The sequence below is a fragment of the Bacteroides zhangwenhongii genome (assembly GCF_009193325.2).
GTDB classification, from domain to species: Bacteria; Bacteroidota; Bacteroidia; order Bacteroidales; family Bacteroidaceae; genus Bacteroides; species Bacteroides zhangwenhongii.
Map to the genome: position 1 here is coordinate 4567879 of NZ_CP059856.1, position 13685 is coordinate 4581563.

11 protein-coding genes and 2 pseudogenes are annotated in these 13685 nt (G+C 51.2%); 5 read left to right on the forward strand and 8 right to left on the reverse strand.

The window, feature by feature from the left end:
• Nucleotides 1-14 precede the first annotated feature (14 nt).
• From GD630_RS21620 to GD630_RS18190, 6 genes and pseudogenes are all read right to left on the reverse strand, one after another.
• Nucleotides 15-1632, reverse strand: a pseudogene (locus GD630_RS21620) (N-6 DNA methylase); the annotation flags it as partial.
• The gene (locus tag GD630_RS18170) at nt 1622-2068 is read right to left on the reverse strand and encodes a DUF1896 domain-containing protein (RefSeq protein WP_122343465.1); all 447 of its coding nucleotides are present in this window, start codon (nt 2066-2068) and stop codon (nt 1622-1624) included. The gene GD630_RS18170 and the pseudogene GD630_RS21620, both read right to left, overlap by 11 nt.
• Nucleotides 2069-2309: 241 nt before the next feature.
• Nucleotides 2310-4397, reverse strand: a complete 2088-nt coding sequence (locus GD630_RS18175) for a type IA DNA topoisomerase (RefSeq protein WP_143868563.1) — start codon at nt 4395-4397, stop codon at nt 2310-2312.
• A gap of 288 nt (nt 4398-4685) precedes the next feature.
• Nucleotides 4686-6056: pseudogene (locus tag GD630_RS18180) on the reverse strand (DUF4099 domain-containing protein); the annotation flags it as partial.
• Nucleotides 6057-6089: 33 nt separating this feature from the next.
• Nucleotides 6090-6446: a helix-turn-helix domain-containing protein gene (locus tag GD630_RS21525; RefSeq protein ID WP_310478418.1), complete on the reverse strand. Its 357-nt coding sequence runs from the start codon at nt 6444-6446 to the stop codon at nt 6090-6092.
• A gap of 13 nt (nt 6447-6459) precedes the next feature.
• Nucleotides 6460-6801, reverse strand: coding sequence for a helix-turn-helix domain-containing protein (locus GD630_RS18190; protein WP_122343471.1), 342 nt, complete (start codon nt 6799-6801; stop codon nt 6460-6462).
• 214 nt (nt 6802-7015) lie between these two features.
• Here GD630_RS18190 and GD630_RS18195 point away from each other — a divergent pair, with 214 nt between their 5' ends.
• Both GD630_RS18195 and GD630_RS18200 read left to right on the forward strand, forming a co-directional pair.
• A complete protein-coding gene (locus GD630_RS18195; protein ID WP_122343473.1) occupies nt 7016-7300 on the forward strand; it encodes a helix-turn-helix domain-containing protein in 285 nt (94 codons plus the stop codon).
• 41 nt (nt 7301-7341) lie between these two features.
• Nucleotides 7342-7593, forward strand: coding sequence for a helix-turn-helix domain-containing protein (locus tag GD630_RS18200; protein WP_238023651.1), 252 nt, complete (start codon nt 7342-7344; stop codon nt 7591-7593).
• Between the two features lie 83 nt (nt 7594-7676).
• Here GD630_RS18200 and GD630_RS18205 read toward each other — a convergent pair whose 3' ends face one another.
• Both GD630_RS18205 and GD630_RS18210 read right to left on the reverse strand, forming a co-directional pair.
• Nucleotides 7677-8051 carry a RhuM protein gene (locus tag GD630_RS18205; RefSeq protein ID WP_143868565.1) on the reverse strand — a complete coding sequence of 125 codons (375 nt, stop codon included), beginning with the start codon at nt 8049-8051 and terminating at the stop codon, nt 7677-7679.
• Between the two features lie 11 nt (nt 8052-8062).
• Nucleotides 8063-9298 (reverse strand): site-specific integrase, encoded by a 1236-nt coding sequence (locus GD630_RS18210; protein WP_122343478.1) that lies wholly within the window; start codon nt 9296-9298, stop codon nt 8063-8065.
• A 495-nt stretch (nt 9299-9793) separates the two neighbouring features.
• Here GD630_RS18210 and GD630_RS18215 point away from each other — a divergent pair, with 495 nt between their 5' ends.
• The 3 genes from GD630_RS18215 to GD630_RS18225 are packed head-to-tail and all read left to right on the forward strand — an operon-like array spanning nt 9794 to nt 13664.
• Nucleotides 9794-10243: a nuclear receptor-binding factor 2 gene (locus GD630_RS18215; protein ID WP_143868603.1), complete on the forward strand. Its 450-nt coding sequence runs from the start codon at nt 9794-9796 to the stop codon at nt 10241-10243.
• A gap of 47 nt (nt 10244-10290) precedes the next feature.
• Nucleotides 10291-12738 (forward strand): DUF3160 domain-containing protein, encoded by a 2448-nt coding sequence (locus GD630_RS18220; RefSeq protein ID WP_238482940.1) that lies wholly within the window; start codon nt 10291-10293, stop codon nt 12736-12738.
• On the forward strand, nt 12738-13664 hold the full coding sequence (locus GD630_RS18225; protein ID WP_143868569.1) for a CapA family protein: 927 nt from the start codon (nt 12738-12740) through the stop codon (nt 13662-13664). Before GD630_RS18220 ends, GD630_RS18225 begins: the two co-directional genes overlap by 1 nt.
• Nucleotides 13665-13685: the final 21 nt, after the last annotated feature.

A 13685-nucleotide genomic window follows, 5' to 3' on the forward strand; every position in this document is an offset into this window, starting at 1 on the left:
CTGACGATGGCGCTCCGCTTCCTGCCGCAGTGCCACCCGCCGTTCGGGTGTCAGCGTCATCATGGCCTCATAGAATCCGTTGATGGGCGGATTGTCCTCCCAGTTGATGTCCGCATAGATATCGCCCGGCAGGGTTTCCTTATCTTCTTTGGGGGCATCGTCTGCATTTTTCTGTGAAGACTGCAATGATTCGCCGTCCTGCTTCTTCGGCATCTCCGCACGTGCTGGTGTGGGATTGTTCCCCTTTTGTGCCTGTTTGGCGACAGCGGACTTCTTCTTGTTCTTCGGGGCAGGCTTCTCTTGCGGAACGGTGTACTCCCATAAATCAAAGAGGGTAAGTTGTACCGCCTTCCCTTCTGCGAAAAAATCTGTCGAAGGTTGTTCTTTCGGTTCTTCTTTGATCTGCGGGACTTCTTCCGCTATTTTGATTTCCTTGGTTGCAGACGGAATGGCTTGGACAGGTATCTCTTCTGTCACACCCTTATAGTGTGCCACGTCCAATCGTGCAGCCAAATCAGCATCAATCCGCTTACGCAAATCCTCGGCGATTCCTGCTACACCGCCCTCGTGCAGATAGACCATAGCAGGCTTCCCGTAAGGGTCGGTGTCCAGTTTGGCACTGGTGTGTATGACCAATTCTGGATGCGCCAACAGGTAGCGGTTGGTTGTCACATGGGTATGGTTGTCCTTCACTGTCTGCGTCAACAGTTGGTCATCCTCTGTCAGTTCTTCCTTGCGACTGTTCTTCTGGAGGATAATCAGGTCGCAACCCACCTCGGTGTTGGCATTCTCGGTGAAGAGGTTGTTGGGCATACGCACCACCGACAGCAGATCGGCATTCCTCATCATCAGGAAGCGGGTGCCGTTGTTGCTCTCGCTGTCCAGCACGCCCTGCGAGGTGAGGAAGGCGACGATGCCGCCGTCACGCACGGCATCGAGTCCTTTCAGGAAGAAGTAGTTGTGAATCTTCTTCGCCGCTGTCCGGTGCATGAGGGAACGCTTCTCGTACTCCGCATCGAACACGGCGATGTCACCGAAGGGAATGTTGGACAGGGCAAGGTCGAAATGGTCGTTGAAAGGTCTTTCTATTTTCTCAAAACCTTCTATACGCACTTTCCGGTCGGGATGAAGATGGCGGAGCATCCTGCCCGTCAGCAGGTCCTTCTCGAAAGCCATCACATCGGCTTGGGGTGCGTAGCGCAGCATGGAGTCCACGAAAGCGCCCATGCCTGCCGACGGTTCCAGCAACCGTGCAGGCACGACACCGTGCCCCGCAAGCACGCCTGCGAGGGTATCGGTGATTTCCTTCGGGGTATAGAAGGCCGTGAGCACGGAGCCTTTCAGCGAATCGACATAACGCTTGTACTCCGTCTCGTCACGGCTGTTCTCACGGATAAGGCGGTGCAGTTCCGCCGTGGGGGCAAAGAGTTCGAGGTCGGATTTCGCCCAGTGGACGGCATCCGTCAGTTCCTTGGCGGGATTCAGGATGCACTTCAAGCCTCCGAAGCCGCAGTAGCTGCGCAGTATGTCGCGCTCGGCCTCGGTGGGGGTGCGCCCTTCCCGGTCAAGGAGGAAGGCCGTCCGTATCGCCTCAATGTTGTCCCTCAGTCGCTGCTTGCGGTTAAACGCCATACTCGGCCAGATAGAGTACGACAGCTCCCGTCAGTTCGCTGTACAGCAGGTCATAGTCCAACGACTGGGCGAAGTGGTCGTCGGACAGGTCGTAGATGGAAAACACGTTGTCCACCAAGGGCAGCAGCTTCGCGGTAAAGGCTTCCTGCTGCGTTTCTGGGATTTCGTAGGCAAACTCGTTCGTGATGACCTCACGCAGGATGGCGTATTTGGAGTGGTGCAGCCCTTTCAGCAGGGTCTGCATCGCCAGTTCCTGCGCTCCCTCTATGGGATAGCCCCCACGGCGTGCCTGCTCGTAGGCGGTTGCGGCCAGGTCGGCACGGGTCTCGATGAAGGAGGCATCACCGGCCTGCTCAAAACGGTTCTCTTGAAGGTGTTTTCGCAGATAGAGGTGGTAGTACGACAGCTCTTTCCGCTTCTTTTCGTTCTTGTTCATGTCTATTCTTGGATTATAGTGGTGAATACTAAATGTCGGGATAGAAGAAAAAAAGCACTCCGGGTATCCCTCCCGAAGTGCCACCACTAAATCCAAAGTAAATCAGTCCGGTCTTAGAAGAACAAGAACGTTTTCGATAAGCCAGATGAGCAATGATAAGCTCGCTTAATCATTGCCATGGCGAGAAAACGAAGGTTTAAAACCAACGATTAGACTTTGATTCAGTGGCGAAGGTACTCATTTATTTCCTCTTCGGGGAATGTTTTCCCTTGTTTTTCACTTCGGGGAAGACAAATACCGTGTTGAAGTCGGCATCAAAGGCGATAATGGCATCGAAACTCTTGCCTTGCTTGCTCTTGAAGCCTTTCAGCAGGGAGGTCTTCCCGGCGGTGAGCAGTTCCTTGATTTCCTCGTCCTTCAGGTCGCGGTTGGCTTTCTGGCGGAACACGTGCAGACCGCATTCGGGATTGTCGCAACGCACCACCTTGCCGTAGAACTGCATCTGCCCTTTGCCGCACTTGGGACAGGTGCAGCCGGAGGGCTTGTGCCCGAAGATCTTGTCGCAGGAGAGCAGTTCGGCGGTGATTTCCGTGGTGTATCGCTCTATCTCCTCATGGAAGGCGGAGGCTTCCTTCTCCCCACGCTCGATGCGTGCCAATTCACGTTCCCACTCTCCTGTGAGGGCAGCGTCGGCGATGCGCATTCCTTTCACTACGGAGTAGAGGGCCAGCCCCTTCTCGGTGGGCACGAGCGACTTCTTGCAACGCTGCACATAGCCGCGGGCAAAGAGGGTCTCGATGATGGCGGCACGGGTGGCAGGAGTGCCTATTCCGCATTCTTTCATGGCTTGGCGCACTTCCTCGTCCTCCACGTCCTTGCCTGCCGTCTCCATCGCTGAGAGCAGGGTGGCTTCGGTATGCAGGGGCTTCGGCTTGGTCTTGCCCTCGGTGAGACTGACGCCGCATACGGCAAGGGTGTCGCCGCTCTTCCAAGGCGGAAGTACTTGTTCCTCGTTCTCTTCACCCAGCACGGCACGCCATCCTACCTGACGGATGACACAGCCTTTGGCGGCAAACTCCGCCTCGCCGCTAAGGGCGGTGACGGTGGTGAGTTCCTTGACGCACTTGTCGGAGAAGGCTTCCACCATGCGCCCGGCTATCATCTGATAGATGGTGTTGTCCTCCTTGGAGAGGAAGAGGGGCTTCTCGCCCGTGACGAGCAGGGCGTGGTGGTCGGTGACCTTGCTGTTGTCCACGCTGCGGCGGGTCAGCCTGTCCCTGTGGGGCACCTTGCCAATCCATTCGGGATAGCCACCCAAGAAGGCGAGCAGCTTGGGGATTTCGGCAAAGACATCTTCGGGGATGTGGCGGCTGCCGGTGCGCGGATAGGTGATGAGCTTCTTCTCGTAGAGTTTCTGCGCTATCTCCAGTGTCTTCTCCGCCGTGAAGCCGTGTTTGGCGTTGGCTTCCTTCTGCAGGGTGGTGAGGTCGTAGAGCAGCGGCGTGTCCTCTACCTTCTCCTTGCACTCCACCTTGGTGACGAGCAGGGAGGGCTGCGCCTTTACCTTATTATATATATGCTCTGCAGGGAACTTTTCCTTCCATTTCTCCAAGGAAGAGAACTTCACCGTCTGTTCCCCTGTGCCTTCCGCAGACAGATGCACCTGCCAGAAGGCTTCGGGCGTGAAGCGTTTGTGATCCCAGTAGCGGGCGCACACCATGGCCAGCGTGGGTGTCTGCACACGTCCGAGGGAGTAGGTGCCCCTGCCTGCGGCGATGGTCATGGCCTGCGTGGCGTTGATGCCTACCAACCAGTCGGCCTCACTGCGTGCCTTGGCGGCATGGTAGAGGCGGTCGTAGCGGTTGCCCTCTTCGAGGTGGCGCAATCCCTCGCGGATGGCCTTGTCGGTGAGGGAGCTGATCCACAGGCGAACGAAGGGGGTGCGGCAGTTCAGGTAACTGTAGAGGTAGCGGAAGATGAGCTCGCCCTCGCGTCCGGCATCGGTGGCCACTACAATCTGTTTGCTCTCGCTGAAGAGCCTGCCCACGATGCGTATCTGCGTGACGACGCTGGGTTCGGGCTTGTAGCCCTTCTCCGTCTTGGTGTGACGGGGCTGCAGGGTGAAGGTGTCGGGCAGGATGGGTAGGTGCTCACGGGCGAAACCGTGGATGCCGTAGCCTTCGGGCATGGTGAGTTGAACCAGGTGCCCGTAGGCCCAGGTGACGGCATAGCCGTTGCCGGAAAAATAACCTTCTTCTCTCTTGGTTGCACCCACGATGCGGGCTATCTCACGTGCCACGGAGGGCTTCTCTGCGATAATCGTCTTCATACTGATTTACTGTTTTGATGTTGTCATGATGAATATTCGGGATAATAGTGGATTCAGTGGTGGCACTCCGGTTCATACCTTCATGCCTTTGCTCTTGCGTTTCTCCTGCTTCTGCTGGATGTCGTCCTTCGGGGCGGTCTGTCCCTTCTGCAGCGGCTCGTTGACATTCTTGGTCGCTTCATTGGTCTTGCCCTGACTGTTGACGGCCACCTGCGTGCGGCTCTCGTTTGCCGGAGCCACCTTCTGGGCGTTATCGGGATTGGTGTCGTAGCGGTAGGGACGGCCCTTGTCGGGATTGAAGCGGAGGTACATGGTGGAGGGTACACCCTTGTCGTCGGGCACATTCTCCAGCTTGACGGTCTTGCCCGCCACGTAGTCGGCTTTCTGCTCCTCGGTGAAGGGCACGCCCTTCCATTTGGTGATGGGGCGGATGCTGCCGTCCTCGTTGGTCCATGTATTGCGACGTTGCTTGCCGGGTTCCTGTTGCGGGGCTGACTGATCCACCTTTTGGGATTCCTTGTTGCTCTGCTCCTCCACGGTACGGGGCGACTTACCCGTGCCGGGCACGAACTCCACGCCTCGCTGCTCCACGTTCACCTGCAGGGTGGTGACGAACTTGCGGCCGTCGTTGCGCTCGATGAGCTTGTCCTTGACGGGCAGTCCGGCACGGAGCAACTCTCGCTCCTGTGGGGTGATCTCCGTCTTACCGATGCGTTCGGGGATGCGGATGCGGGCGGCGGGCATGTCGGTAATCTCATTGGTCTTGCGGTCGATGCTGATGAAGGAGGGGGTTATCTCACCCGTGGCCTTGTCCACCAAGTCCACGATTCTGCCGAGATTGCCTGTCTCCTTCAGGGCTTTCTTCTCTTCCGGGGTGAACTTGTGTCCCTTGTACTCGTCGAGCTTCTGCTCCTTGCGGATGAAGTGGGGAACGAGTCGCACGTTGCCGTCATCGTCCTTACGGAAGGAGAGGCGGGCATCGAGGCTGAACGACTCTCCTCCGAAGTTGGGCGTGACACGCACGAGGTCGGACTTGCCGTAGTTGAGCATCTTCTGCAGGTCGCCGGATTGTTCCAGCTCCTCACGCTTCACGCCCCAGTTCTTTTCCAAAGCCTGCCAGTCGATGCGGCTTTCGTCGATGGGCTGGTAGCCTTGCCTTTGCTTGTTCTCTTGTTTGTTCTCTGGTGCGTTCTGCTGCACGTTTTCCTGTTGTTTCTTTTCCATGTTTTCTTGTTTTTGGGGTTCTACATTGTTTGTCTGATTCTGTTCTTTCTTCTGCTCTTCCTGTGCCTTCTGTTCCTGCGCCACCAGTTTTTCGTAGGCAGAGGTATCTACTTTGTGGGGTGCGAGCAGGTCGGCATTGGCCACGGGGTCTTTCAGCAGTTCCTTCATCACGCCGAGCAGGTTCTCCGCCTGGTCTGCCGCGATACGGTAGAAGCCGAATCGGCTGGGTTCCTTGCACTGCCGGAAGAAGTTGCGGAAGAAATTGTCGAGCACGTCGCCGTTCTTGTCAAACTGCAGAAAATCCTGTGCGTTCTCCATCTTTGGCGGTGTGCGTCTGGGGGTGCCGTCCGCCTGTAATCCGGCCACCACGCTGATTTCGCCCGTCTTTTCATCACGGACTATCAGCACGTCTTTTTCGTCTTTTTTCTTTGCCATCTTGATTGACTTTTAATTGTGAAACATTGATTGTTATCGGATGCGGGCCTTGTAGTCCGCCATCTTCTCTTTCTGGAAACAGTCGATATGCTCCGAGAGGAACTTCTCCACGTCCGACTCCTTGTAGTAGGTCTTCTGCCGGAGCATGAGGTAGGGCAAGATGCCTAACGTGCGGTAGCGTTGCAGCGACCGCTTGCTCACCTGCAGCATCAAGCAGAGGTCCTGATTGTCGTAGAGGCGTTCGCCGTTGTACAGCTTACACTCCGTACCTTCCTCCTGACCTGCCGCCTGTCGCTGGCTGCGGTATAGCAGATCGTCGAGTATCTTCTCGTGTCTGTCGAGCCGCTCCATGAGGAGGTGGAACAGCCGCTCTATCTTGTACGTATCCATTTTCTTGCCGTTTTTATGTTTTCTTGCCAGTCCTTACCATATACTGTCTGTGCAGCTCACCGATGCGCTCTGCGTTGCCGCTCATGGAGCACTCCTTCATCATGCGCTCCACATCCGTGAGGCGGTAGCGGCAGGTACGCCCCATCAGCGAGAAGGGGATGCGCCCCTCGTCACGATAGCGTTGCAGGGTGCGCAGGCTGATACCGAGCAGGGCGGTCACATCCTTGCTGGTCAGCCACCGTTCCTGTGGTTGAACGGTCAGTCTGTCCTCATACCTGCGGATGTGCTCCGCTATCTTCTCAATGTGCCCGACCAGTTCCTGAAAGGCGGCACTTTCCATCATTATTACGTTCATAATCAATACTGTTTTTTCTTGTTTCTGCTGCAAAATTACAGGGTATGGAAAGGGTGAACTTATGACTCATAGATGACTCATAGAAGATTTTCTTGCAATTGGCTTTGGATGGCTAAACCAACGGTTCCACATGCTGCCACCTGCACTGGAAATGAGTGGTTTTAGGAGGTTGCGGCGTAACTTTGCACCGATAATCACAGCAACACTCAGAATCATGGAAGTAGTAATCATTGAAAGAAAGGCGTTCGAGGCACTGATGGCGGATGTCTCGTCGCTGACGGAGAAGGTGAACCGTCTGTGCGGTCGTGAGAGCGACAGGCGCATGGCGAAGTGGATGGACAACGAGGAGGTGTGCAGGCTGCTGCGCCTCAGTCCGAGAACCTTGCAAACAATGCGGGACAAGGGCTTGATTGCCTGCTCGCAGATTGGCAAGAAGTTCTACTACCGCAGGGAGGACGTGGAAAGCCTCGTCACTAATAGTAAGGAGAGCAGCCTATGAAGCAGGAGATTCTCACGCTGGAGCAAGGGCAGGTGGCGGACATGCTCCTCTCGCTGAAAAACAGCCATCGCAGGATAAACCGTTTCCTGCAGGACTATACCCCTCCGCTGAACGGTGACCGTTACCTGACGGACAAGGAGGTGGCGGAAGCATTGAAGGTGAGCCGCCGCACCTTGCAGAACCTGCGCAACAACCGTGTACTGCCGTTCATTCTGCTTGGCGGCAAGGCTCTCTATCGGGAGTATGACATACAGCGGTTGCTGGAGGCTAACTACCGAAGGGCGGATGTTTAGCATGTAAAAATGAAAAAGACGGACGGGCAACCCTGATGAGTGGGATTGTCCGTCCGTCTTTTTCGTTTGTTATTTCTGTCCTTTCAGTTATTCCCGAAAGGCCACAGGGGAATGAAGATGGCTTGGTGCGCCTCTTTATCCTTTTCTTTCGTAGCTGTCTCTTTCAGCCACTCGCGGAAGGCGTGAGCATAGAAGGTGTTTATCCGATAGGCCAAGGCGACGATGATGTCCCAGTGGTAGATGTCCACGGAACAGCCGTCCGCCTTGCGGATATATTTGCACACCTCATAGTCCACCAGCACACCCGTCTTGCGGATGGCCTTTATCTCCCGGCCTATGGTGGCGGCAGTGAGGTTGAACAGATCGGCTATCTCTGCGAGGGTCATCCATACTTCTTCCTGCGGGTTGCCCTCCATGCGCACGTGGCCGTGCTCGTCTATTCTGATAGTTCTTCTCATGGCGTTCCGTGTTAGATGGTCTGACAAATGAACTGCTCCATGGACTCTATCTGCTTGGACAGGCATTCCATGTCGTTGCTTACCTTCTCGGCGGTAATCTTCGCATAAATCTGCGTGCTGCGGATGCTGGTATGGCCCATCATCTTCGACAGGGTCTCAATCGGCACACCGTTGGAGAGGCAGATGGTGGTGGCATACGAGTGGCGGCTCTGGTGCCATGTGACGTTCTTGTTGATGCCGCAAAGTTTGGCTATCGCCTTGATGCCGTTCTTGCAGTTCCCATAACATGGGACGGGCAACAGCCGTCCGTCTTCTGCCATGCCGCTGTACTTCTCGATGATGTGCTTGGGCACGTCGAGCAGGCGGATGTTCGACTCCACGCCAGTCTTCTGGCGGTTGGTCTTTATCCACAGGTGGCCGTCGAAGGAGGTCTGCAGGTTCTCTTCCGTCAGGTTGTACATGTCCCGCCAGCTCAGTCCCGTGAAGCAGCAGAAGATGAAGAGGTCCCGGATAAGTTCATAGCTTTTCTTCTTGAACGTGCCGTTGATGAGTGCCGTAATCTCCTCCTTGGGCAGGAAGCCGCGCTTGGTCTCTTCCTTCGTGATGTGGTAGGCATAGAAGGGATCACGCTCCAGCCAGCCGTTGTTGATGGCGGTGAAGATGATGCTGCGGAAGGGCATCATGTATGACCACACGGTGTTGGTGCAGTGGTTCTTCTCCGTGCGGAGGAACAGCTCGAAGTCGGTGATGAAGGCGGGTGTCAGCTCACGCAGGGCGATGTCGCTCATCTTGTAGCGTTGCTTGATGAACTCCGTCAGGTGGTTATATACCACGCGGTATTTCCAGTAGCTGCGCTCGCTCTTCATCTTGCCCACCTGTTTCGCATAGTCCTCGTTGTGCTGCTTGAACACGGCAAGCAGGGTCTTGTGGTTCTGTCCCAGACCTAAGTAAGCGTTGCGCACCTTTTCCGCAGTGACATATCCGTCGGTGTCGCACACCTCCTGATACGCCTTGTTGATGCCAAGCCGTATCTTGTCCAGCATACGGTTGCCCTCCTGTGCCACGAGGCTGCGGCCTGTCAGTTTGCCCAGCTCCACGTTCCACATCTTTTCTTCCACGTCCAACTTGCTGCTGAACTGTGATACCTTTCCGTTCACCGTGATGCGGCACATCACGGGAATCATTCCGTTCTTTTTCGGCGCGTTGCGCTTGAGGTAGAACAACACCCTGAAAGTGCTTCTGCTCATACTCTACATTGTTTTTGTTTGCAAAATTATTCCATGTAGAGCTGAAAGGCTGTAAGCAAACCGCAGCACATCGGCGCAATCACATCCGCTTCACGTCTTTTTTGTCCTTTTCCCGCAGGCAACATCAGATATTACCCTAATTTTGCCTCCCGAAACGCTGTATTTCGATAGTTTACAGCCATTTCCTCACGGGCTTTTCAGACCTCCTCGCCAGCGAAAAGAGTAACGGGATAGTAACGAAACTCTTGCTTCAACTGACTTTTCTGTGGCATCTGTTGTCTGCACAGAGAATCCAACTAAATCAATTAATCCGCTCATTCTCACAGATTTTTCATCATTCTGCCCTCATTCTCAGTTTTTTGTTGTATCTTTGCATCAGAAAAAATTACGGATATGTCATATAGGACTTCTTTCCTCCTCTTAATAGGTCTTATGCCTATATTCTGTTCATGCCACGACAATAACAGGTTTGAATGGAAGGTTGCTCAGAAACACATGGAAGTGTCTCTGAATAAAGAGTCCGACTCACTTTATGTTATCCAGCTGGACACGGATCGTCCCAGTCATTCCACCTGGGAATTGCCCTACCCTGTCTATCAATTTGATTATGGAGATATTACAGGAAACGGAGTTCCCGAAATCATTGTCGGAGTTATCAAACCGACAAGATTTGATCCCAAACCGGACAAACGGTTATTTATCTACCGGATTGCAGATGAAACTTATATCCGTCCGCTTTGGTTAGGGTCAAGGGTAGCACAACCATTGGAAGACTTCAGAATAATCCGTGAAGAGACTCCCACACGGATACGGACTCTAGAACGGGAACGCAGTGGGAAGTTTCTAGTCGCAGAATACATCTGGAGAGGATTCGGTCTGGATTTCAAGCGATACTTAAAACGGGAGGTTAAAAAACAGGAAGCCATACATATCCTCAAACATTAGCTACTATCATCATACTATATAGCGTAATTAATTGAATGGAAATAAACATGAAACGACTATTATTATTCACCTGTATACTATTGTTCATTCTCTGCGGATGCAAGAATAAAAACAAAAACAACCAAATCATGCCCGCTGTATCTGCACAAACAGATACAATTACCAATCCCGTTTCCTCGCTGTTGACTGATACGGTACTACCTCAGTCCATTGATTTAAAGCAGGATATCAGCCATCTTTCTTTTCAGGAACTACGGTTATTACGCAGTTATCCGTATGCCATACATGGCTATCATTTTATGGAAGCGGATATCAATGCTTTTTTCTCAGCCAATACCAAATGGTATAACAATTTAGTCAATGATATATATTGGGATGCAGAAGAAGGAAAAGTAAAGTTTGCAGAAAGCTATGAAGAGGTCAACCTGACACCTGAAGAAAAAGCCTTTGTCGACCGTATTGATGCACGTATGACAGAACTACGCCAGCAACAATTCATACAACGGGATTCCTATTACCTGGGAAATACAAATAACATCGTCAACTTGTTCCAATTTAAGGATATAGACAAAGAAATATTGGAGAAACTACAACAGAACAACTTTGTCATCACAAAAGGAAATAACCTGCAACTCTTTCATGCCTACGAAGAAAACGACTACCGCCAAGTACCTAATTTTATTACTACCGACCTGTATCTGCAAGCATTCCACATGTATTTCTCTTATATCCTAAAGAGTCTGGAAAAGCAACATATCATTCCTACACTCGAAATGCTATGCCGTTCTTTCAATGCAACCTGCATCAAGCTGGCCGAACAAACGGAGGACGAATCCCTGAAAGATATGGCTGAACACGCAGCAACCTTCTATGCCATCCCTTATTATCTGCTGACCAATAAGACGCTTACCGTTCCCTCCAAATATGAAACAGAATATCAGGAAGAAATAGAGCACATTAATAAACAGGAAGATAACTTTTCTGACTTTCTTTCATACAAAGATGCATATTTCCCGTATAGCCTTTTCAAGCCTCGTGGACATTACACGCGAGAACCGCAATTACAAGCATATTTCAAAGCAATGATGTGGATGCAAACTGCCTGCTTTTGCAGGGAGCAACAGGAACAATTGAAACGTTCCATTTTTCAAGCTGCCGTACTTTGTACTTACAAAAGTATAGACCAGACACCACTGATAAAGTTATATCAACATATCTATACCCCACTCACATTCCTAATGGGGGAAGCTGACAACCTATCCATCTTTGATATCGCCCGAATTTTGGAAAAGAATAATGCCATACATATTGAAGACGCACTGACAGCCGGACAAATAGAGAAAGTGAATCAGGCTCTCATTGGATTGGCAAAACATAAAAACAACATAAAGCCTCAGATAGAAATCACTTGCCGGGATAAAATAAACTTTATGCCACAACGGTATCTATCTGACAATGAAGTAATTCAAAAGTTAGTTGATGTCAATCCCAATAGCCAACGAGCCTACCCGAAAGGCTTGGATGTATTCGCAGCCTTTGGCACAGGTACTGCTGAAAGTTTGTTGATTGATTTTTATAAAGAGCCTAATAACTGGAGCGAATATTCCAAAGAATTACAACAACTAAAGGATAAATTCAAAACAAGTAAATCCACACAACTCTCTGTCTACGAACTATGGATGAAGAGTTTGCTCACCATGCAACAAACGGACAAAAATAATCCGGGATTCATGCAAACTCCTGAATGGGGATACAAGAATCTGAATACAGCTTTGGCTTCTTGGGCAGAGTTAAAACACGATGCCATACTTTATGGAGAACAGCCAATGGCTGCTGAATGTGGAGGTGCCGGACCTCCCGATCCAATCGTTGTAGGATATGTAGAACCTAATCTACCTTTCTGGAGGAAAATGGAGAACATTCTCCAAGCCACCCGACTAATCCTGCAACAGAACGATTGTATGACCGATGACCTGAAAGGAAAAACCGATCAATTGAATGACTACGTCACCTTCCTTATTCAAGTAACAGAAAAAGAACTGAGAGGAGAGAAACTGACAGAACCGGAATACCGGACACTGGAATATATGGGTAGCAGTATTGAGTATTTCACTTTATCTGTGGTTGACCCAGATTTGCATCTGGATGATTGGTCATTAGTACAAGGTCCGGACAAGTCGATAGCCATAGTAGCCGATATTTATACCCGCAATATAAGGGGTTGTAACAAGAATGGAATACTACATGTAGCGACAGGAAATGCCAACAATATTTATGTCGTAATAGAAATAGAAGGCAATCTCTACTTGACTCGTGGGGCGACCTTCAGCTATTACGAGTTTGTCCAGCCACTAGGCACAAGGCTTACCGATGAAGAATGGCAAAAAATGCTGGAAGAAAAGAAAGCACCCGCCGTACCGGAGTGGATGAAGAGTATCCTAATAGAGAAGGAGCCTCATGTAGATGAAAGAGTTTTTTATAGTTCCGGTTGTTAATGAACTTTTATCAGATAAGCCGAATCACAGCTGGCATTGGAATCATATTCCTAATGCTGGCTGCCTGTCAACAGCCTTCAGAAGAATGTCTGTCTATCGCTTTCACAGGAGACGTCCTTTTGGACAGGGGAGTACGCCAACAAATCCGGAAAAAAGGTGTCGAACACTTATTTGAATCAGTCACACCACTGTTCCGCTCCGTAGATGCAACAGTTATCAATCTAGAGTGCCCTATTACCTCCGTTCGTTCACCACTGCACAAGAAATATATCTTCCGCGCTGAACCAATATGGGCAACAGCTCTATCCCAAGCCGGTATTACTCACGCTGCTATGGCAAATAATCATACAATAGATCAAGGACGAAACGGATTGACAGACACCAATCAATATCTCTTATCCTCCGGAATTACTCCGGTAGGCTACGGAGATACTTCCCCACAAAGTTGCCGACCTGTTCTTATTAAGAAAGGAAAGATAGAAGTGGCACTTTATAACTCCGTTGCACTTCCTTTGGAAAATTGGGTATATCTGGAAAACAGTCCCGGTATCTGTCAGCAGCCGATAGAGGAACTGAAAGAAGAAATCACAAACTTCAAACGGCAGAATCCCAAAAGTTACATAGTCGTTATTCTTCATTGGGGAGTAGAATATCAGCCCCTCCCTACCCTTGTCCAAAGAAAAGGTGCACACTCGCTCATTCGCGCCGGAGCGGATGCAATCATCGGGCACCATCCTCATATCATTCAAAAAGAGGAATATTACGATGGCAAACCAATCTTTTACAGTTTGGGGAATTTCGTATTCGACCAGCACAAACCGGAAACTACGCAAAGTTTAATTGTACAACTAAACTTTACAACCACAGAATGCAATGTCCAACTTCATCCTGTGGTTATTAATCATTGCAAACCGGAACTCCAATAGCCGATATTCACATAAAGCAAT